Annotated in this window: 17 protein-coding genes and 1 pseudogene; 14 read left to right on the top strand and 4 right to left on the bottom strand. The window is 71.2% G+C overall.

All coding sequences use genetic code 11. From position 1 onward, the window contains the following. Positions 1-68 precede the first annotated feature (68 nt). The 5 genes from AB0903_RS18530 (at position 69) to AB0903_RS18510 (ending at position 8,378) form a co-directional block, all read left to right on the top strand. The gene (locus AB0903_RS18530) at positions 69-1,478 is read left to right on the top strand and encodes a diaminobutyrate--2-oxoglutarate transaminase family protein (protein ID WP_366704001.1); all 1,410 of its coding nucleotides are present in this window, start codon (positions 69-71) and stop codon (positions 1,476-1,478) included. Next, a complete protein-coding gene (locus AB0903_RS18525) occupies positions 1,475-3,508 on the top strand; it encodes an IucA/IucC family protein (protein ID WP_366703999.1) in 2,034 nt (677 codons plus the stop codon). The genes AB0903_RS18530 and AB0903_RS18525 overlap by 4 nt, the downstream gene beginning before the upstream one ends. A gap of 190 nt (positions 3,509-3,698) precedes the next feature. Then, positions 3,699-4,358 carry a GNAT family N-acetyltransferase gene (locus tag AB0903_RS18520; protein WP_366704044.1) on the top strand — a complete coding sequence of 220 codons (660 nt, stop codon included), beginning with the start codon at positions 3,699-3,701 and terminating at the stop codon, positions 4,356-4,358. Positions 4,359-4,531: 173 nt separating this feature from the next. Next, the gene (locus tag AB0903_RS18515) at positions 4,532-6,355 is read left to right on the top strand and encodes an IucA/IucC family protein (RefSeq protein WP_366704042.1); all 1,824 of its coding nucleotides are present in this window, start codon (positions 4,532-4,534) and stop codon (positions 6,353-6,355) included. 52 nt (positions 6,356-6,407) lie between these two features. After that, positions 6,408-8,378, top strand: coding sequence for an ATP-dependent DNA helicase (locus AB0903_RS18510; RefSeq protein ID WP_366703997.1), 1,971 nt, complete (start codon positions 6,408-6,410; stop codon positions 8,376-8,378). A gap of 100 nt (positions 8,379-8,478) precedes the next feature. Here AB0903_RS18510 and lexA read toward each other — a convergent pair whose 3' ends face one another. Next, entirely contained in the window at positions 8,479-9,264 is a 786-nt protein-coding gene (gene lexA, locus AB0903_RS18505) for a transcriptional repressor LexA (protein WP_366703995.1), read from the bottom strand. 563 nt (positions 9,265-9,827) lie between these two features. Between lexA and nrdR the strand changes: the two genes are divergently transcribed. Beyond that, complete coding sequence (nrdR, locus tag AB0903_RS18500) at positions 9,828-10,340, top strand: transcriptional regulator NrdR (RefSeq protein WP_366703993.1); 513 nt, start codon at positions 9,828-9,830, stop codon at positions 10,338-10,340. A gap of 169 nt (positions 10,341-10,509) precedes the next feature. Then, a complete protein-coding gene (locus tag AB0903_RS18495; RefSeq protein WP_366703991.1) occupies positions 10,510-13,392 on the top strand; it encodes a vitamin B12-dependent ribonucleotide reductase in 2,883 nt (960 codons plus the stop codon). A gap of 159 nt (positions 13,393-13,551) precedes the next feature. Here the strand turns inward: AB0903_RS18495 and AB0903_RS18490 are convergent, their stop codons facing one another. Further along, positions 13,552-14,082, bottom strand: a complete 531-nt coding sequence (locus AB0903_RS18490) for a TerD family protein (protein ID WP_366703989.1) — start codon at positions 14,080-14,082, stop codon at positions 13,552-13,554. 257 nt (positions 14,083-14,339) lie between these two features. Between AB0903_RS18490 and AB0903_RS18485 the strand changes: the two genes are divergently transcribed. After that, positions 14,340-14,945, top strand: coding sequence for a YdbC family protein (locus tag AB0903_RS18485; protein ID WP_366703987.1), 606 nt, complete (start codon positions 14,340-14,342; stop codon positions 14,943-14,945). A 108-nt stretch (positions 14,946-15,053) separates the two neighbouring features. Here AB0903_RS18485 and AB0903_RS18480 read toward each other — a convergent pair. Further along, positions 15,054-15,227 (bottom strand): annotated as a pseudogene (locus AB0903_RS18480) (TetR/AcrR family transcriptional regulator C-terminal ligand-binding domain-containing protein); the annotation flags it as partial. Here AB0903_RS18480 and AB0903_RS18475 point away from each other — a divergent pair. The 6 genes from AB0903_RS18475 to AB0903_RS18450 all read left to right on the top strand — a co-directional run bounded on the left by AB0903_RS18475 (position 15,220) and on the right by AB0903_RS18450 (position 19,307). After that, on the top strand, positions 15,220-15,432 hold the full coding sequence (locus AB0903_RS18475) for a hypothetical protein (protein ID WP_366703985.1): 213 nt from the start codon (positions 15,220-15,222) through the stop codon (positions 15,430-15,432). The pseudogene AB0903_RS18480 and the gene AB0903_RS18475 sit on opposite strands and share 8 nt — an antisense overlap. A gap of 185 nt (positions 15,433-15,617) precedes the next feature. Further along, positions 15,618-16,277, top strand: coding sequence for a histidine phosphatase family protein (locus AB0903_RS18470; protein ID WP_366703983.1), 660 nt, complete (start codon positions 15,618-15,620; stop codon positions 16,275-16,277). Between the two features lie 12 nt (positions 16,278-16,289). Beyond that, a complete protein-coding gene (locus tag AB0903_RS18465) occupies positions 16,290-17,213 on the top strand; it encodes an ADP-ribosylglycohydrolase family protein (RefSeq protein ID WP_366703981.1) in 924 nt (307 codons plus the stop codon). A gap of 312 nt (positions 17,214-17,525) precedes the next feature. Beyond that, complete coding sequence (locus AB0903_RS18460) at positions 17,526-17,837, top strand: TetR-like C-terminal domain-containing protein (protein WP_366703979.1); 312 nt, start codon at positions 17,526-17,528, stop codon at positions 17,835-17,837. 62 nt (positions 17,838-17,899) lie between these two features. Further along, a complete protein-coding gene (locus tag AB0903_RS18455) occupies positions 17,900-18,601 on the top strand; it encodes a ribonuclease HII (protein WP_366703977.1) in 702 nt (233 codons plus the stop codon). 85 nt (positions 18,602-18,686) lie between these two features. Further along, positions 18,687-19,307: a hypothetical protein gene (locus AB0903_RS18450; protein ID WP_366703975.1), complete on the top strand. Its 621-nt coding sequence runs from the start codon at positions 18,687-18,689 to the stop codon at positions 19,305-19,307. Positions 19,308-19,423: 116 nt separating this feature from the next. Here AB0903_RS18450 and AB0903_RS18445 read toward each other — a convergent pair whose 3' ends face one another. Next, entirely contained in the window at positions 19,424-20,053 is a 630-nt protein-coding gene (locus tag AB0903_RS18445) for a hypothetical protein (RefSeq protein ID WP_366703973.1), read from the bottom strand. Positions 20,054-20,932 lie beyond the last annotated feature (879 nt).

The following is a 20,932-nucleotide window of genomic DNA, read 5'->3' as shown; positions in this document are numbered from 1 at the left end:
CCGGTGCGCCCCGCAGGGGTGCCGTACCGATGTGCAACACAACTGTGACAGCCGGAGGACGAACAGCCGTGGCCGTGACCGAACCTGCTCCGGTGGCGCCGACCGCAGCACACGAGGGGATTCTGCGGAGACAGTCGCTTCGCGAATCGGCCGCCCGGACCTATGCGCGCTCACTGCCCATCGTGCCGGTGCGGGCCAGGGGGCTGACGATCGAAGGCGCCGACGGCCGCCGGTATCTCGACTGCCTTTCCGGTGCGGGCACGCTGGCGCTCGGGCACAACCACCCGGTGGTCCTCGAAGCGATCAAGAAGGTGCTCGACTCGGGCGCCCCGCTGCACGTTCTCGACCTCGCCACACCCGTCAAGGACGCCTTCGTCACCGAGCTGTTCGCCACGCTCCCGCGGCCACTGGCAGAGGACGCGCGCATCCAGTTCTGCGGCCCCGCGGGCACGGACGCCGTGGAGGCGGCTCTCAAACTCGTCAGGACCGCCACCGGCCGCAGCGGCCTGTTCGCCTTCACGGGCGCCTATCACGGCATGACGGCCGGGGCCCTCGAAGCCTCCGGCGGTGCCACTGACGTACGCGTCACCCGCCTGCCGTTCCCGCACGACTACCGCTGCCCCTTCGGAATCGGCGGCGAGCGGGGCGCGGAGATCGCCGCCCGCTGGACCGAGAGCCTCCTCGACGACGGCAAGAGCGGGGTTCCCAAGCCGGCCGGCATGATCCTCGAACCCGTGCAGGGCGAAGGCGGTGTGATTCCCGCACCCGACGACTGGCTGCGCCGGATGCGCGACGTCACCGCCTCCCGCTCCATCCCGCTGATCGCCGACGAGGTCCAGACCGGAGTGGGGCGCACCGGGACCTTCTGGGGCGTCGAGCACAGCGGAGTCGTACCGGACGTCATGGTGATGTCCAAGGCCATCGGCGGATCCCTGCCGCTCGCCGTCGTCGTCTACCGCTCGGCACTCGACGTCTGGCAGCCCGGAGCGCACGCGGGCACCTTCAGGGGCAACCAGCTCGCCATGGCGGCGGGTGCCGCCACCCTCGCCCACGTCCGGGAGAACCGCCTCGCCGAGCGCGCCGCGACCCTCGGCGCCCGCATGCTGGCCAGTCTCCAAGGGCTTGCCGCCGGCCACCCCTGCGTCGGAGACGTACGCGGCCGGGGCCTGATGATCGGCGTCGAACTGGTCGACCCCGACGCCATGGCACCGGACGCGGCCGTCCCGCCTCCGGCACCCCGGCTCGCGGCGGCCGTCCAGCAGGAGTGTCTGCGCCGCGGTCTCATCGTCGAACTGGGCGGACGCCGGGCCGGTGTCGTGCGTCTGCTCCCTCCGCTCACCCTGACCGACGAACAAGCGGCGGCCGTCCTCGAACGGTTCGCCGACGCCCTGGCCGCCGCAGAGCGTTCCACGCAGGGCCGCACCGGCCACAGGCAGTCGCACCGACCCCGGACCACGTCACAAGGAAGCCCTCCGTGAACCCCACTCCCGCACCCGATGCGCCCGAGTCCTACGACGGCACCGCCTGCCACCCCCGCGACCAGGGCGGCGCGAGCGGCCCGCTCACGATGGAGCCCGCGACGGTGCCACGTCAGGGCGGACGCCTCGACGAACAGCGCGGCGCCGCCGTGGGCGCGCCGGCCTGCACCGCTGCCTCCCGGCACCCCGACGACCCCGGCCGTCCCGGCGCTGCCGCGGACCGCCCCGGCGCTGCCGCGGACCGTCTCGACGGCCTCGGCCGGCCGGAGGGCCCGGACGCCCTCGACGACCCCGGCCACGGCGTGCGCCCCGATCCTCTCGACGACCCCGACGAACGCCGCGCCGGGGACACGGCCACCGTGGAGAATCTGCTGCGCTGCTGGGTACGGGAGAACGACCTGGCCCGCCCCGACGGCCCCACCCTGCGCATTCCCCTCGGCGCCAGCGGCACCGCCCTGCTGGTCCCCGTCCACTACTGGTCGGCCACCGGATGGCACCGCTTCGGACCTCCCGCGTTGGAGGGAAGCCCGCCCGGGGCCGCCCGGGCGGACGCCGTGACCGTCGCCGCGCTCCTCGGCCGCGAGGCCGGGCACGGCGAGGGAACGGATCTCGTGGTTCGGGTCGCCGACTCGGCACGGCGCACGGCCGACTTCATCGCGGACCGGCGCGAACGTCCCACCGCCCCTCCCGAGGCGGACCTGTTCCTCACGGCCGAGCAGTCGCTGCTGCTCGGCCACCCGCTCCATCCGACGCCCAAGAGCCGAGAAGGGATCTCCGAGGCCGAAGCACGGAGCTACTCGCCCGAGTTGTACGGCTCCTTCCCGCTGCACTGGATGGCTGTCGACACATCGGTCCTGGCCGCCGAGTCGGCCTGGACCGAACAGGGCCGCGCCGTCGCGGCCGAACAGCTCACGTCCCGTCTCGCGGGGGACCTCCGGCTTCCCGACAACAGCGCCGCCCTTCCCCTGCACCCCTGGCAGGCGCAGGACATCAGGCAGCGCGCGGCCGTGTCCGCGCTGCTGGACGCGGGGCTCCTGCACGACCTCGGCCCCCGGGGCGACCTCTGGTACCCCACCTCCTCCGTCCGCACGGTGCACCGGCCCGGCGCCCCGGCCATGCTCAAACTCTCCCTCGGACTGCGCATCACCAACTCCCGCCGGGAGAACCTCCGCAAGGAACTGCACCGCGGGGTCGAGGTCCACCGACTGCTCCGCGCCGGCCTGGCCGAGCAGTGGCGGGCCGCCCACCCCCGCTTCGACATCGTGCGCGACCCGGCCTGGCTCGCCGTCGACACCCCTGACGGCGAACCCCTGCACGGACTCGACGTCATGATCCGGCACAACCCCTTCGGCCCCGGCGACGACGCGGTCTGCATCGCGGCCCTGACCACTCCCCGGCCATGGCCGGGACGGGCGGGCATGCGCTCACGCCTCGCCGTCACCGTGGAACGGCTCGCCGCCCGCACCGGCCGGCCCGTCGCCGCGGTCGCGGCCGAGTGGTTCCTGCGCTACCTCGACCATGTCGTACGCCCCGTGCTGTGGCTGGACGCCGCAGCGGGCATCGCCCTCGAGGCGCACCAGCAGAACACGATCGTGCTGCTGGACCCCGACGGCTGGCCGACCGGCGGCCGCTACCGGGACAACCAGGGCTACTACTTCCGCGAGTCCCGCCGCGAGCGGCTCGACGCCCTCCTCCCGGGCATCGGCGTGGACAGCGACACCTTCGTCGCCGACGACGTCACCGACGAGCGCTTCGCCTACTACCTCGGCATCAACAACGTGCTGGGCCTGATCGGCGCCTTCGGGGCGCAGCGCCTCGCCGACGAGCGCGTCCTGCTCGCCGCCTTCCGGCAGTTCCTCGCCTCCACGGCCGGTATGGGCTCGCCCCTGCCCGGTCAGTTGCTCGAAAACCCCACGCTCCGCTGCAAGGCCAATCTGCTCACCCGCCTCCACGGACTCGACGAACTCGTCGGCCCCGTGGACACCCAGTCCGTCTACGTCACCATCGCCAACCCTCTCCGATCCTCCTGAGGCACGACACCCCGGCACCGAACCGGGAGAGGAGCACGCCGCATTGACTCACACCGATGCGCACACTGCCGGCGGGCCCGGGCCCGGGCCCGCTCTCCGGTCGGGTCTCGCCTCCACGTCGGGAGGAACCGCCGAGGACGCGCTCCCCTCGCGGCCGGGGGGAGGCGCCGAGGCCACCCCCGGCCTCGGGGTGCCGGACTCGTTCCCCGCCCTGCCCGGCGAAGACGCCCGCGCCATCTCGCCGGCAGGGGAGCGCGCCGTCCCCTGGCCGCCGGCCGGGGACCTGCTCGGAGACCCCGGCGGGTGGCGCCCGGTCGCCACACCCGCCGGCGCCTTTCGGCTCGTTCCGGTGGTGCTCGATCGTGATCTCGTGCTCATCGTCCGATGGATGAACGATCCCGCCGTCGCCGCGTACTGGGACCTGGCGGGACCCGGCTCGATCACCGCCACGCATCTGCACACGCAACTCGAGGGCGACGGCCGCAGTGTCCCCTGCCTCGGCGTCCTCGACGGCACACCCATGGCCTACTTCGAGATCTACCGCGCCGACCTCGACCCGCTCGCCCGCCACTATGCCGCGCGTCCCCACGACACCGGTGTCCACCTGCTCATCGGTGGCGTGGCCGACCGCGGCCGCGGCGTCGGGTCCGCCCTTCTTCGAGCCGTGTCCGATCTCGTGCTCGACAACCGGCCCCTGTGCACGCGCGTCATCGCTGAACCGGACCTGCGCAACACCCCCTCCGTGTCGGCCTTTCTCAGCTCCGGCTTCCGTCTCTCCGCGGAAATCGACCTGCCGGACAAACGAGCCGCCCTCATGGTCCGCGACCGTGCGCTGCGGGACCTGCTGTGAACCACCCGCCGACTGATCCACACCGCTCGATCCGCATCGGTTCCATCCGCATCGGTTCCATCTGAGGAGTTCCCGTGCCGAAGTCCGCTGCCAGCCACGGCCACGTCCCCTTCGTCCCGCCGGGCCTGACCCGCCGGAACTGGGACCGGGCGGCCGCCCGCCTGCTCGCCAAGATGCTCGGTGAATTCGCGTACGAAGAGATCATCGAGCCGGTCCGGGTCCAGCCCGACGCCCCGCTCCCGTCCTCTTTCCCGGCCCAGCCCGACGCCCTGCTCCCGGCCGCGCTCCGGGCCCCGACGGACGACTCGGTCACGGTCCCGGCCCGGCCGGACGACGCCGGACCGACGGCGGGCGGCGACCTCTACGCCCTCCCCGTAGAAGGGACCGGCGTGCTGACGTTCCGGGCCCGGCGCGGGGCCTACGGAAGCTGGCGCGTCGCCCCCGGCTCCGTGGAATGCGACGGCCGCCTCTTCTCCGATCCGCTGGCCTTCCTCGCACGGGCGCGGGTCCTGCTCGGCCTCGACGGAGCCACCCTCGGCCATCTGCTGCGCGAAATGTCGATCACCCTGACCGGTGACACCCGGCTCGACGGCACCGCGCTGAGCGCCGCCGAACTCGCGGACCTCGGCTACGCGGAACTCGAAGGCCACCAGACCGGCCACCCCTGGCTGGTCCTCAACAAGGGGCGCATCGGCTTCTCCGCCACCGACGCCGCCCAATGGGCACCCGAAGCGCGCTGCTCCGCACGCCTTCCCTGGATAGCGGTCAAAGCCGGGCTCGCGGCCTACCGAGGGGTCCCGGGGCTCGACCGCGCCGAGGACCTGTACGCCCGCGAGCTCGACGCACCGACCCGTGAGTCGTTCGCCGCCGCGCTGCGCGACCAGGGCCTCGATCCCTCCGCGTACCTGTTCCTCCCGGTGCACCCCTGGCAGTGGGAGGAAGTGCTGCTACCCCTCTACGCGCCCTCGGTGGCGCGCGGTGAGATCGTTCCGCTGCCCAGTGACGGCGACCGGCGGCTGCCCCAGCAGTCCATCAGGACCTTCACGAACACCGACCGGCCCGACCGCCACACCGTCAAGCTGCCGCTGTCCATCCTGAACACGCTGGTGTGGCGGGGACTGCCCACCGAGCGGACCCTCGCGGCGCCCGCCGTCACCTCGTGGGTACAGGGTCTGCGCGAAGCGGACCCGTTCCTGCGCGACGAGTGCCGGGTCGTCCTGCTCGGCGAGGTCGCGTCCGTGACGGTCGAGCATCCGCTGTACGACCATCTCCCCGAGGTGCCCTACCAGTACAAGGAGCTGCTCGGCGCGATCTGGCGCGAGCCGCTCCAGCCGCGGCTGGACGCCGGGGAGCGGGCCCGCACTCTCGCTTCGCTCCTCCACACCGATCCGCACGGCCGGGCGTTCACCGCCGAACTCGTCAGCCGCTCCGGCCTCGCCCCGGCCGTCTGGCTCCAGCGGCTCTTCGCGGCCCTGCTGCCGCCCCTGCTGCATTTCCTCTACCGCTACGGCACGGTCTTCTCTCCGCACGGCGAGAACGCCATCGTGGTGTACGACGACCACGACGTCCCGGTCCGTCTCGCGATCAAGGACTTCGTCGACGACGTGAACGTGAGCGCACAGCCACTTCCCGAGCACGCGTCGATGCCGGACGAGGTGCGGCGGATCCTCCTGACGGAGGACCCCGGCTTCCTCACCCAGTTCATCCACGCAGGTCTCTTCGTGGGGGTGTTCCGCTATCTCGCCCCGCTCTGCGAGGAGCAACTGGACATCCCCGAGGAGCAGTTCTACTCGCTCGTACGGGCGGAGATCCTGCGCCACCAGGCCCGCTTCCCGGAGCTCAAAGAGCGCTACGAGACGTTCGACCTGCTCACTCCCCGTATCGCGCGACTGTGCCTCAACCGGAACCGGCTCCATCTCGACGGCTACCGCGACCGGCCGGAGCGCCCTCACGCGGCCGTACACGGCACCGTTCCGAACCCTCTGGCACCGGCCTGACGGCCCGCTGCGTGAGCCTGTTGTCGGTGGCGCCCCGTAGGGTGGTCGGGCTATGACGAAGCCATCCCTCCCCGAGCTCCTCCACTCCGCCGTGACCGCCGTCGGCGGTGTGGAGCGGCCAGGTCAGGTCACCATGGCCGAGGCCGTTGCCGAGGCCATCGACGACGATTCCCACCTGCTGGTCCAGGCGGGGACCGGTACGGGCAAGTCGCTCGGCTACCTCGTCCCGGCCCTCGCCCACGGCGAACGCGTGGTGGTGGCCACGGCGACCCTGGCGCTGCAGCGCCAGCTCGTGGAGCGGGATCTGCCGCGTACGGTCGAGGCCCTGCATCCGCTGCTGCGGCGCCGGCCCGACTTCGCGATGCTCAAGGGCCGGTCGAACTACCTGTGCCTCCACCGCCTCCACGAGGGTGTGCCGCAGGACGACGAGGACGGCCTCTTCGACCAGTTCGAGGCCGCGGCGCCGACGAGCAAGCTCGGCAAGGACCTGCTGCGCATGCGGGACTGGGCGGACGAGACCGAGACCGGTGACCGGGACGATCTCACGCCGGGCGTCTCCGACCGCGCCTGGCACCAGGTCTCCGTCTCCTCCCGTGAATGCCTGGGTGCTTCCAAGTGCGCCTATGGAGCGGAGTGCTTCGCCGAGATGGCGCGTGAGCGGGCGAAGCTCGCCGATGTCGTCGTCACCAATCACGCCCTGCTCGCGATCGACGCCATCGAGGGCGCCCCGGTGCTCCCGCAGCACGAGGTGCTGATCGTCGACGAGGCGCATGAGCTGGTCTCCCGGGTGACCGGCGTCGCCACGGGCGAGCTCACTCCAGGGCAGGTCAACCGGGCCGTCCGCCGCGCCGCCAAGCTCGTGAACGAGAAGGCGGCCGACGCTCTCCAGACGGCCGCCGAGTCCTTCGAGCGGCTCATGGAGCTGGCCCTCCCCGGCCGTCTCGAGGAAATCCCCGAGGAGCTCGGGTACGCCTTGATGGCGCTGCGGGACGCGGCCCGTACGGTGATCGGCGCGATCGGTTCCACCAGGGACAAGTCCGTCCAGGACGAGGACGCCGTCCGCAAGCAGGCGCTCGCCGCCGTCGAGAACGTGCACTCCGTCGCCGAGCGGATCACCCAGGGCTCCGAGTACGACGTGGTCTGGTTCGAGCGTCACGACCGGTTCGGGGCGTCGCTGCGGGTGGCGCCGCTCTCCGTCTCGGGGCTGCTGCGCGAGAAGCTCTTCGCCGAGCGGTCGGTGGTCCTCACCTCGGCCACGCTCAAACTCGGCGGTGACTTCAACGGTGTGGGCGCCTCGCTGGGTCTCGCGCCGGAAGGCAGCGGGGGCGAGGACGTACCGCGGTGGAAGGGCCTCGACGTCGGCTCGCCCTTCGACTATCCCAAGCAGGGCATCCTCTATGTCGCCCGGCATCTGGCCACGCCCGGGCGCGAGGGTTCCCGGGGCGACATGATGGACGAGCTGGCCGAACTGGTGGAGGCCGCCGGCGGGCGTACGCTCGGGCTCTTCTCCTCGATGCGGGCCGCGAAGGCGGCGGCGGAGGAACTGCGCGGCCGCATCGGCAATCCGATTCTGCTGCAGGGCGAGGAGACCCTGGGCGAATTGATCAAGTCGTTCGCCGCGGATCCGCAGACGTGTCTGTTCGGCACCCTGTCGCTCTGGCAGGGCGTCGATGTGCCCGGTCCCGGCTGCCAGCTGGTCGTGATGGACCGGATTCCGTTCCCGCGCCCCGACGACCCGCTGATGAGCGCACGACAGAAGGCCGTCGAGGAGGCGGGCGGCAATGGGTTCATGGCCGTGGCGGCGACGCACGCGGCGTTGTTGATGGCGCAGGGAGCGGGGCGGCTGGTGCGCGCGACCGGCGACCGCGGTGTGGTTGCGGTGCTTGATCCGAGGCTCGCCAACGCCCGCTACGGCAGCTATCTGCGCGCCTCGCTGCCCGACTTCTGGTACACGACGGACCGCAATCAGGTGCGCCGGTCCCTGGCGGCCATCGACGCGGTGGCCAAGGCCGAGGGCAAGTAGCACTCCCGCTGGAAGCGTCCCTGCTCGCGAGGTGCGGGCAGGGCAGGACCCCGGGACCGGCGCAGTGGATCCCGGGGTCCGGTCTGGGCCGGCGGGTGGTTCACACCCGCCGCAACACCGCCACCACCTTGCCGAGGATGGTCGCCTCGTCGCCGGGGATGGGCTGGTACGCGGCATTGTGCGGGAGCAGCCAGACATGGCCGTCCTCCCGCTTGAAGCGCTTCACCGTGGCCTCGCCGTCGAGCATGGCCGCCACGATGTCCCCGTTCTCGGCGACGGGCTGACGGCGGACGGTCACCCAGTCGCCGTCGCAGATCGCGGCCTCGATCATCGAGTCTCCGACGACCTTCAGCACGAAAAGCTCACCGTCGCCGACCAGCTGGCGGGGGAGGGGGAAGACGTCCTCGACGGACTCCTCGGCGAGGATGGGGCCACCGGCCGCGATCCGGCCGACGAGGGGAACGTACGAGGCGGCGGGCTTGCCGGTGGTGTCCGTGGGCTGGGTGCTGGGCTGGTCGGAGCCGCGGACCTCGTACGCCCGGGGACGGTGCGGGTCCCTGCGCAGGAATCCCTTGCGCTCCAGGGCCATGAGCTGGTGGGCAACGGACGACGTACTCGACAGGCCGACCGCCTGGCCGATCTCGCGCATCGACGGCGGGTATCCCCTTCGCTGCACGGAGTCGCGGATGACCTCGATGACGCGCCGCTGCCGGTCCGTGAGGCCGGAACTGTCCGCCCGGATGCCGGGAGGTCGACCGGGCAACGAGCGGCCGGGCTTCGGCCCCTCCGGGTTCGTGGCTGCGTCATTCATGGCATGCACCGGCTCGAATCGGCTCTGTGAGCGGTCCTGGGCAGTGATGGTGGCACTGTCTGCGGTGGTGGTCACGTCGGCCCCTCTCGAATGGTCTCCCTAACTGGACAACGGTAGTTGGTTTCGAAAGGTTGCGCCAAACACACGTTCGAGTGAAAAATTCCAGATTGCCTGACGTGGGCATTCTGCTGGGTGTATGTGCGAACGATCGATCCGGGCCGCGTACCGGCTACGGTAGCCTTCGCCGGCGGCGCCGACGGAGCGGGGGCGTTCCGGCGTCTTCCGGGACCGCCTCTTCGTGCCGTCCCTCAGTCTCGCACCAGGGCCCTTCCGGAGTGGGGACGCGGGCCCCTGTGTCGTTACGGGCATCCTGTCCGGGTGCGGAGCGCAGCCGCCCGGAACGGGGTGTGTCCGGGCGCCCCGCGGACCCCTCTGTGCTGCCGCGCGGGACGACACGCGTGGCGAGCTGGAGTGCGCCAAACCCCCAGATCTAGTGGTTGGATTGGGTTCGCCACCCAGAAGTTGTGTCCCTGGTGCTTCGCGGTCGAAGGGATCGCCTATGCTTGTGGCTGCTTCGGGGGTCGGTTCCGGCCCGCAGAAGCTCATCGGTCGTGCTCACGAAGGAGGGGTTGGGAGCCATGCACTGTCCCTTCTGCAGGCATCCCGACAGTCGTGTCGTCGACAGCCGCACCACCGACGACGGGACGGCGATCCGCCGCCGCCGGCAGTGCCCGGACTGCGCCCGACGCTTCACGACGGTCGAGACCGCCTCTCTGATGGTGATCAAGCGCAGCGGAGTGACCGAGCCCTTCAGTCGTACCAAGGTCATTTCCGGTGTACGGAAGGCGTGCCAGGGGCGACCGGTCACCGAGGACGCTCTCGCGCAGCTCGGTCAGCGGGTCGAGGAGGCGGTGCGCGCCACCGGCAGCGCCGAGCTGACCACTCACGACGTGGGACTCGCCATACTCGGCCCATTGCGGGAACTCGACCTCGTCGCGTACCTGCGCTTCGCGTCCGTGTACCGGGCGTTCGACTCGCTCGAAGACTTCGAGGCCGCCATCGCGGAACTCCGCGCCGGACGGCCTCCTGCCGAGGGAGACGGGGGCGGCGGGACCGTCGAGGTCCCCGTGCCCGCCACCGCCGCCGACTGAGCGGAGCGGCCGGGCAGCCGGCGCCCGGTGAAGGGCCCGCCGGCCGGCTCAGGGCGGCAAAGAACCTGCTCGCGGACGTCGTGCGTGGCGGCCGGAGCGACAGACAGAAACCGTGCCCCGGGAAGATCTGGGCACTTCAGGGCGTTTTTGCCCGTATATGGGAGGCGGCATGACCGAGACGACGAGCGGCCCGGCACGAGGGTCCCGAGCCAAGGGATCCAAGGCGAGCAGGGGCCTGCGTATCGAGCGCGTCCACACCACCCCCGGCGTGCATCCGTACGACGAGGTGGTCTGGGAGCGCCGTGACGTCGTCATGACCAACTGGCGTGACGGCTCGGTCAACTTCGAGCAGCGTGGCGTCGAGTTCCCCGACTTCTGGTCGGTGAACGCGGTCAACATCGTCACCAGCAAGTACTTCCGCGGGGCGGTCGGCACCCCGCAGCGCGAGACCGGTCTCAAGCAGCTCATCGACCGGATCGTGAAGACGTACCGCAAGGCCGGCGAGGACAACGGCTACTTCGCCTCGCCCGCCGACGCGGAGATCTTCGAGCACGAGCTCGCGTACGCCCTGCTGCACCAGATCTTCAGCTTCAACTCCCCGGTCTGGTTCAACGTCGGCACGCCCCAGCCGCAGCAGGTCTCGGCCTGCTTCATCCTGGCCGTCGACGACTCGATGGAGTCGATCCTCGACTGGTACAAGGAAGAGGGCATGATCTTCAAGGGCGGCTCCGGGGCCGGCCTGAACCTCTCCCGTATCCGCTCCTCCAAGGAACTGCTGTCCTCTGGCGGCAACGCCTCCGGCCCGGTCTCCTTCATGCGCGGCGCCGACGCCTCCGCAGGAACGATCAAGTCCGGCGGCGCCACCCGCCGCGCGGCCAAGATGGTCATCCTCGACGTCGACCACCCCGACATCGAGAACTTCATCGAGACCAAGGTGAAGGAAGAGGAGAAGATCCGCGCGCTGCGGGACGCGGGCTTCGACATGGACCTGGGCGGCGACGACATCACGTCCGTCCAGTACCAGAACGCCAACAACTCGGTGCGCGTCAACGACGAGTTCATGAAGGCGGTCGAGGCCGGCGACAAGTTCGGGCTGCGTGCCCGGATGACCGGTGACGTCATCGAGGAGGTCGACGCCAAGACGCTCTTCCGCAAGATGGCCGAGGCGGCCTGGGCCTGTGCCGACCCGGGCATCCAGTACGACGACACCATCAACCACTGGCACACCTGCCCGGAGTCCGGCCGGATCAACGGCTCGAACCCGTGCAGCGAGTACATGCACCTGGACAACACCTCGTGCAACCTCGCCTCGTTGAACCTGATGAAGTTCCTCAAGGACGACGGCAAGGGCAACCAGTCGTTCGACATCGAGCGCTTCTCGAAGGTCGTCGAGCTGGTCATCACGGCGATGGACATCTCCATCTGCTTCGCGGACTTCCCGACCCGGAAGATCGGCGAGAACACCCGCGCCTACCGCCAGCTCGGCATCGGCTACGCCAACCTCGGCGCGCTCCTGATGGCGACCGGGCACGCGTACGACTCCGACGGCGGACGCGCGCTCGCCGGCGCCATCACCTCCCTGATGACCGGCACCTCGTACAAGCGCTCCGCCGAGCTCGCCGCCATCGTCGGCCCGTACGACGGCTACGCCCGCAACGCCGAGCCCCACAAGCGCGTCATGAAGCAGCATGCCGACGCCAACACCGTGGCCGTCCGGACGGACGACCTGGACAGCCCGGTCTGGGCCGCCGCCACCGAAGCCTGGCAGGACGTGATCCGCCTCGGGGAGAAGAACGGTTTCCGCAACGCCCAGGCGTCGGTCATCGCCCCGACCGGCACCATCGGTCTCGCGATGTCCTGCGACACCACCGGCCTCGAGCCCGACCTGGCCCTGGTCAAGTTCAAGAAGCTGGTCGGCGGCGGCTCGATGCAGATCGTCAACGGCACGGTCCCGCAGGCGCTGCGCCGTCTCGGCTACCAGCCGGAGCAGATCGAGGCGATCGTCGCCCACATCGCCGACCACGGCAACGTGATCGACGCGCCCGGCCTGAAGCCCGAGCACTACGAGGTCTTCGACTGCGCCATGGGCGAGCGCTCCATCTCCGCGATGGGCCACGTCCGCATGATGGCCGCGATCCAGCCGTGGATCTCCGGTGCGCTGTCCAAGACGGTCAACCTGCCGGAGACGGCGACGGTCGAGGACGTCGAAGAGGTCTACTTCAAGGCGTGGAAGATGGGCGTCAAGGCGCTCGCGATCTACCGCGACAACTGCAAGGTCGGCCAGCCCCTCTCCGCGAAGAAGAAGGAGCAGGAGAAGGCCGAGGTCACCGAGAAGGCCGAGGAGACGATCCGGGCCGCGGTCGAGAAGGTCGTCGAGTACCGCCCGGTTCGCAAGCGGCTCCCCAAGGGCCGCCCGGGGATCACCACCTCCTTCACGGTCGGCGGTGCCGAGGGCTACATGACCGCCAACTCCTACCCGGACGACGGGCTCGGCGAGGTCTTCCTGAAGATGTCGAAGCAGGGCTCCACGCTCGCGGGCATGATGGACGCCTTCTCCATCGCCGTCTCGGTCGGCCTGCAGTACGGCGTTCCGCTGGAGACGTACGTCTCGAAGTTCACCAACATGCGCTTCGAGCCGGCCGGTATGACGGACGACCCCGACGTGCGGATGGCACAGTCGATCGTCGACTACATCTTCCGCCGTCTGGCGCTGGACTTCCTGCCCTTCGAGACCCGTTCCGCGCTCGGCATCCACTCCGCCGAGGAGCGCCAGCGGCACCTGGAGACAGGTTCCTACGAGCCGGCGGACGACGAGCTGGACGTCGAGAGCCTGGCCCAGTCGGCTCCGGTGCGGCAGGAACTGCAGGCCGTCACCGCCCCGCAGTCGGAGATCCCGGCACCGAAGCAGGCGCACACCTCCGCCGAGCTGGTGGAGATGCAGCTGGGCATCAGCGCCGACGCCCCGCTGTGCTTCTCCTGCGGGACCAAGATGCAGCGTGCCGGTTCCTGCTACATCTGCGAGGGCTGCGGCTCGACCAGCGGTTGCAGCTGATGACCGACACCACGGGGTGAACCGGTGAGGGCGGGGGAGCCGATGAGGCTCTCCCGCCCTTTGGTTTCTCTCCCCGGTGCCGGTCTCTCCCCGCCCCTTCGTCTTCTCTCCGCAGGGGTCTCTCCCTGCGGTGCCGGTCTCTCCGCGGTCACCGAGTGTTCAGGCGGTGGGGCGGCCCATCACCGTGAGAAACGTCTGCGGGTCCGAGTCGAAGCCGTTGAGCGAGGCGCTGAACGTCCACCCCCCCGTCTCGCCGCGGACGAACTCGCCGACCGTCGCGGCCGTGGCGTCCGGGACGGCGGCGAAGTCGTTCCCCCCGATCTCCGTGTGTCCTTCGAGGAACCGCACAGAGGCGTTCGCGACATCACCGAACACCGTGCGGCCGTTGCTCTGCTGAATCACGACACCGACCACGACCCGGCCGTAGGCCGGGGCCAGCCGGTCGAACTCGAGGGTCATGACCTCGTCCGCCCCGAAACCCTGCCCCGTCCCACTCTGCCTGGCCAGGATGATCGTGCCGTCGGGCGAACGGCTGTCGAAGTGGACGACGTACGCCGGCTCGCCGAAAGGAGCCTCCGTCGTATACGTCGCGGCCACCAGGTCGAGGTCGTGGGGCGACTCGCCGAGGGGGCTGGGATCCCACTTGAGGGCCACCTCTGCCCTCCGGACGCCCTTGTTGAGGCTGCTCACAGCACATCCTTCCCCGTAACTGCCGGAAACGCTTCGTGCGTTGACCGTATCCGTTCCGTGCGGGATGCGGGGAACAGGCAGCCGGCGTACCGCCTCGTCGCGGAACGGGCCGACCCCACCGCTGACCTGGCAGATCGGCCGACTGTGCTCGAAGGCGCCCGTCCCGTGCGCGTCCTGCACACGGGTCTGCGTGTCGCGGGCGGGCGTTGTGACGCCGGGAGCGACCCGGGCCACATTCCGGGCCGTACGATGGCGCGGTGCTTGTCAAGTGGATTCGCTGCACGGTCGTGGACCGCCGAGGGTTCGAGCGCGGGCAGCGGAAATGGGCGGGGCTGCCGGGTGAGCCGGGATTCCGGGGGCAGGGCGGAGGATGGAGCAGGCTACGACCGAACGTGGCTCATGTCTTCGCCTTCTGGGAGACCCGGGCCTTCTACGACTCGTTCATGGCGCGCTCCCACGACCGGCTCGCGTCCGGGCAGGCGGGCACGTACAAGGACATGCAGGCGAAGCTGTTCGACCACCGGTTCGACGTCAAGACCGGTTTCCAGCCGCGATTCACGGAATCCGACGTGGTCAGGGTGGCACACTGCCGGGTCCGTGAGGACAGGGTCGAGCACTTCTGCCTGATGCAGGAGAAGGTGTGGAACCCGGCCATGGCGGGCTCGCCGGGCATGGTGCGAGGTGTGTTCGGGGAGGCGCCGGGCAACGAGTTCCTGGTGATGTCCATGTGGCTGTCGGCGGCGGAGCACGGGAAGTACCGAGCCGAGCGCGTCGAGCGGTTGCTGCTGCGCGCGCAGACCGAGGCGGACGTCGCCGCCCTGGCCGGTGACGTCGTGGCCCTGGAGCCGTCCTGGTCGGTGTGACCGGTCCTCCGGCGCGGTGGGGGCGCCGGCCCGTGCTCCCGCGACGGCGGTCGCGGCCGCTTCGTCCGCCGGCGCGTGGCCTGCCGGCTCCCGGGTGACGAACAGCCTGACGTGAAGCGGCGCCGAGACGGCTCCGACCACGGCGTCCGCGTCCGTCCCGGGAGGGGCCTGTCCGCGCTCGACCGCACGGCGCACGATGGTCTCGCGGCGGGAGGACCGCTCGCAGGGGAAGGCGCGCAGCGCCTCGGCCGCGTGCTGCGAGAGGAGGACCGCGGTGGTGATCGCGGTGGGCGCGGCGGCCTGGGCCCTGGCCGGCGGGCGAATCGGTCGCCTCGCGTGCGAGCGCCCGCAGAGCCCCTTCCGGGCTGCGCCGCTGACCGGGGCTCCGGTCGTTCCCACCGGCAAGCTCGAGCACGTCGGCGGAGAGCGCTCGATATCGCCCCGGCGCGTCGGCGACGAGCCCTCGGTACCGCCCCGGCACCGGTAGCGGGCCGTCTTGTGCACGCCGGAGTGATCGCGACGTATTCCATGGTGAGGCCGGGGTGTCCGTGCTCGCCCAGTCCCGTGAGAACCGCGGCGCGGGCGGCGCGTCCGCCGGGCTGGAGCGTCCCCGGCGGGGACTCCGCGGACCTCGATTGCCGCTCCTCGACGGAATGGACCTAGGGTCGTCGTATGGCACGACCGCGACGTATCGTCCTCGTCCGGCACGGAGAGTCGGTGGGCAATGCCGACGACACGGTGTACGAACGCGAGCCCGACCACGCCCTCGGGCTGACCGCCGCCGGGCTGGCGCAGGCCGCGGAGACGGGGACACGGCTGCGGGAGCTCTTCGGAGGCGAACGGGTGAGCGTCTACGTCAGCCCCTACCGCCGCACCCATGAGACGCTCAGGGCGTTCCGGCTGGACCCGGCGCTCGTACGGGTCCGCGAGGAGCCGAGGCTGCGGGAGCAGGACTGGGGGAACTGGCAGGACGGGGACGACGTACGGCTTCAGAAGTCGTACCGCGACGCGTACGGCCACTTCTTCTACCGCTTCGCCCAAGGAGAGTCCGGCGCCGACGTGTACGACCGGGTCGGCGCGTTCCTGGAGAGCCTTCACCGGAGCTTCGAGGCCCCCGACCATCCGCCGAACGTGCTGCTGGTCACCCACGGGCTGACCATGAGGCTGTTCTGCATGCGCTGGTTCCACTGGTCGGTGGCGGAGTTCGAGTCGCTGTCCAATCCGGGCAACGGCGAGACCCGCACACTGCGGCTCTGCGAGGACGGGCGCTACCGCCTCGACCGGCCCTTCGAGCGCTGGCGCACCCCGGAACCGTATGGCACCACCGGTTAGAGTGGCAGGAAGATGACCGCTGATTCCGCATCCGACCGGCGCTTCGCACGCGCTCTGGACAGCCTGCGCGGCCTGTCCGTGGGAGACGCCCTGGGCTCCCAGTTCTTCGTTCCCTCCAACTACCCGCTGCTGAAACGGCGCGAGCTGCCGCCCTCCGTCTGGCAGTGGACCGACGACACCGAGATGGCCTGCTCGGTCCTCGCCGTGCTCGCCGACCACCACCGCGTGGACCAGGACGCCCTCGCCCGGTCCTTCGCCGAGCATCACGACTTCGACCGTGGCTACGGCCCCGCGGTCAACCGGCTCCTCAGGCTGGTCAGGGAGGGCGGTGACTGGCGGGAGCTGTCGGCGGAGCTGTTCCAGGGGCAGGGCTCCTGGGGCAACGGCTCCTCCATGCGGATCGCGCCCCTCGGCGCCTGGTACGCGGACGACCCGGAACAGGCCACGCACCAGGCCGAGATCTCCTCGTACCCCACACACCAGCACCGGGAGGCCGTGGTCGGTGCCATGGCCGTGGCCGCGGCGGCCGCGCTGGCCGCGGACCCCGCGGGCCCGCCCGCACCGGCGGAGCTGCTGGACGGCGTCATCGCCCTGGTGCCCCGCAGCGCGGTGGGCGCCGGTCTGCGCAGGGCCCGGGACATGCTCGACTACAACGACGCCGGAACCGTCGCCGCCGTACTGGGAAGCGGCCGGCGTACCAGCGCCCATGACACGGTGCCGTTCGCACTGTGGTCCGCGGCCCGGTCGCTCGGGGACTTCGAGCAGGCGTTCTGGACGACCGCCCAGGTCGGCGGTGATGTCGACACCACCTGCGCCATCGCCTGCGGTGTCGTCGCCGCGACCAAGGCCGGACAGCCACCGGCCCACTGGCTGGGGCGGACCGAGGCGCTTCCCGACTGGCTGCCCGTGACACCCGGCGCGGGCCGGGAGAGCTGAGACCGGGCGCGGGCGGGGGGCGTCGGCCGGGACGCCGGAAGTGCGCGGGGTGACACCGGCCCGGGCAGCCGGACGCGCGCGGTGGTTTCGGCCCGGATGCCGGCAGCGTGCGGGTGGCGGCGTCGGTTGCCCAGGTGACGGTCCGGCACCGGACGGCGTGCGGGGCAGCCGCAGACGGGCCCGTTGCGGCGGGTGGGCACAGGCCGTCCGTCTCGTGCCGGCCTGCCCGGCGGCTCAATGGGCGTGGCACGTCAGGCGGCGTGGCCGCCGGGCTCCGCCGCTCCGTCCCGCACGGGGATCGCGCTGCGATGGGTGCTTCACACATGCGATGCCGCGGCGGCCGAACGCTTCCGAAGCGCGATGGCGAGCCGGGCCGTCGAGCCGTCCGCCGAGGTCGTCGAGCCGGCTGTCGAGCGCTTCCGTACGGTGGTGCAGGCCGGTGCGGCCCGTGGTGACGTCCGGTCGGACGCGGTCCGTGAGCCGGTCCTCGACGTGGTCGCCGGTCTGCTGATGTACCGCTCGAAGGTGTGCGGGAGTGAATTGCCCGACCAGAACACCGCCAAGGTGATCGATCAGGTCGTGGTCCCGCTGCTCCGACCGGACAGCTGTCTGTCCGACCGCTAGCGGATCGTGACCCGTATCCGGTTGTCATCGGGCCACCCGGGCGGCGTACCCTTGCTGGCGCCATGCCCTACGAACCACCCACCCACGCAGTCGAGCGCTCGATCCGGGCCACCACCGGCGCCAAGATCGTCGCAGGTATCGACGAAGTCGGGCGTGGGGCGTGGGCCGGCCCGGTGACGGTGTGTGCTGCGGTCACCGGCCTGCGCAGGCCGCCCGCCGGCCTGACCGACTCCAAGCTGATCACCCCCAGGCGTCGCGAGGAACTGGCAGGTCTGCTGGAGGGGTGGGTCACGGCTCACGCCCTCGGCCATGCCTCGCCCGAGGAGATCGACGATCTCGGGATGACGGCGGCCCTCAGGCTGGCTGCCGGACGGGCTCTCGAAGCTCTGCCGGTCCGTCCTGATGCCGTCATCCTCGACGGCAAGCACGACTACCTGGGAGTGCCCTGGCAGGTGCGTACGGTGATCAAGGGGGACCAGTCGTGCGTGGCCGTCGCCGCCGCGTCGGTGATCGCCAAGGTGCGCAGGGACGCGATGATGGCCCAACTGCCGGAAGACTTCGCTGCCTTCGGCTTCGCAGAGAACGCCGGCTACCCCTCGCCCGTGCACAAGGCCGCCCTCCGGGAACTGGGGCCCACGCCGTACCACCGGCTTTCCTGGGCCTTTCTCGATGCCCTGCCCCGGTGGCGGCACCTCAAGAAGGTCCGCATCTCCCCGGAGGCGGCCGAACTGGAAAGCGGGGGCCAGCTCGGCTTCGACTTCTGAACTCGCCCCTGCCGTCAGCCCGGTCGCACTGTTCTGTGCCCACCCGCCGATGCCATCCGCACCGGCGTTTGATAGACAACCACCCATGCCTCTCATTCCCGAGGAGCCTCAGATTCACGAGAGCGCCCAGGGTCCCCGCGTCACTCCGGCCACCGGCCGCACCGCGCCGACCCCCCGTCCCGTCCCCGGTCCGCGTTCCGCGGCCTCGCCGCGTCCCGGTCACCCGGGACCCGGCCCGTCCAAGCCCGCCCCGCCCGCGCAGCGCGCGTCCGGTGCGGCCGGGAAACCGAAGCCGCCCCGGCCGGAGAACCGTTCCGTGCCGCAGATCCAGGTGGTCCCCGTACCGGCCGACGGCGCGTTGGACGCCGCCGACGAAGCGGTCGACCTGCTGCTCGACTCCGGCCGCGCCCCGGGCGATGTGCTGGTGTTCACCATGGGTGACCAGCACCCGTGGGCAGCACACGAGCAGTCGTTCGGCGACAGCGCCTACTGGGCTCAACACGACGCCCGTGACGACGTCTTCTACGCCGACGCCGCATCGGTGGACCGGGCTGCGCCCCGGCCGGTGGTGGTGGTCGCCGTCAACGGCGGCACGGACAGCACCGCCGCACGTGCGCTGCCGGCCGCTTTGAAGAAGGCTTCGGCGCTGCTCATCGTCTGCGGCGACCCGCAGCGCATCAACGCCGTGCTCGGCGCAGGCGTCTGAACCGGACCGCCTGAACGGGCCGTACGTCCCGTCGTGCTCCGGCTGCCCGGTCAGGGCAGCCGGTGGACGGGTCGACAGGCTGCCGGCGGACGGTCCAGCGGGCTGCCGTCGGCCGTTCAGCGGGCTGCCGTGCGCCGGAGCGCGTCCACGGTGCCGCCCGCCGTACGCAGGGGCACCGGCTCGGCGTCGGTCCCCGCGTCCTCCAAACGACCGGGCGACGACGACAAGTTGGGGTGACGGCCGCCGCGCCCCTCGCCCAGCACTTGCCAACCGCCGCGCGTCAGCGTGATGTACGCACCGCAGCGCAGCCCGTGCAGGGTGCACGCGTCCCGCAGGCCCCACATCCAGGCTCCGTCCTCCTCCGTCCACCGCTCGTCGCCCTCACGGCAGTAGAGCAGCACGGCGGTGCGCACGGGCGTCCGCCGGCGGAGGTCGTGCGGGATCACCCGGCGCAGGTGGGCCAGCAGCGCGTTGCGGAACTCCCAGCCGTCCGCCGGTACGGCGCGCCGGGAGAACGACGCGCTGGCCGCGAGCCGTTCCTCGTGATCGAGCACGGCGACGACCGCCGTCGCGGGTGCGGGGCGGTGCCGGGCATGCAGCCCGCCGACCACCTCGCGGGGGTTGCGCAGCAGCGGGATGCCCGCTGCCGCCCATTCGGCGGGCTCGAGCAACCGGGCAAGGCGGTTGGCCGAGTTGGCCGATGCGGTGATCGAGGTGGCTGCGGACGAAGCGAATCCGAAGGTCACGGTCCTCCCTTCGCATACGCGCCCACAGTGCGGGCAGGGTCGGGTGAGGGTGCGCCACGGCATGGCCCATGGGGACCGCGAACGGGCCGTGCGGGGGAGCACTCCAATTCTTCCTGGCGCATGGGAATGCGGCAACGAGCAATTCCGCACCGCCGGTGGAAAACGGTGGGTATGACGTTGATATCCCTTCCCTCGTCCGCCCGGTACGACCCCTGTGCTTCAGGATGTGACGGGTTCTTCGCTTCAGGACGGCAAGGGCCGGCGGAAGCACCCCTCAGGCCGACGGGAGCACCCGCTCCGCGCCGGCCCGGCGCAGCGGCCGTGATGCCACGGCCGGCGTCCAGCCGCTCTCCGAGTAGTCGTCGTCGACCGGCAGCACCGGCCCGCCCGGCGGCTGCCGCCCGGGCCGGATCCGGGGACACGAAGCGACTCGTGCGGAGCCCGCACCCGCTGGGCACCGTCTGGTGCGCGAGATCCCCGTTTCGAGCGCCTTCAGAACACACCATGCGGAGCCCGGCGGCGGCAGCCGACAGACCTTCCCGCCACGGCCGGCGAGGGAGCTGATCGTTCACGGCCGGGTGTGCGGCCGCGGATCGTGACCACGCCCGTGGGGCGCTGCGGGGCGTCCCGGGCTCCGCAGACCCAGCCGCGGGTCCCCCGGCCCAGAGGGAGAGCACGGTCGCGACCGCGTCCCACCGTGTCGTCGGGCGCCCGGCCGTCCGGTACCTGCCGTGCCACGCCCGCCCGGAGCGTCCGTACAAGCTCGAGAAGGGCCGTGACCGACGCTCCGCCCAGGCCGTGCTTGATCCGTGTGTGGCAGGCGCATCCGTCGTCGGCTCTTCGTCACGCCGGGTGGATTCGCTGATTGTCGGTCCCATC

The organism is Streptomyces sp. NPDC048389 (assembly GCF_040706335.1).
Classification (GTDB): domain Bacteria; phylum Actinomycetota; class Actinomycetes; order Streptomycetales; family Streptomycetaceae; genus Streptomyces.
This window is presented reverse-complemented; position numbering and strand designations above follow the sequence as displayed.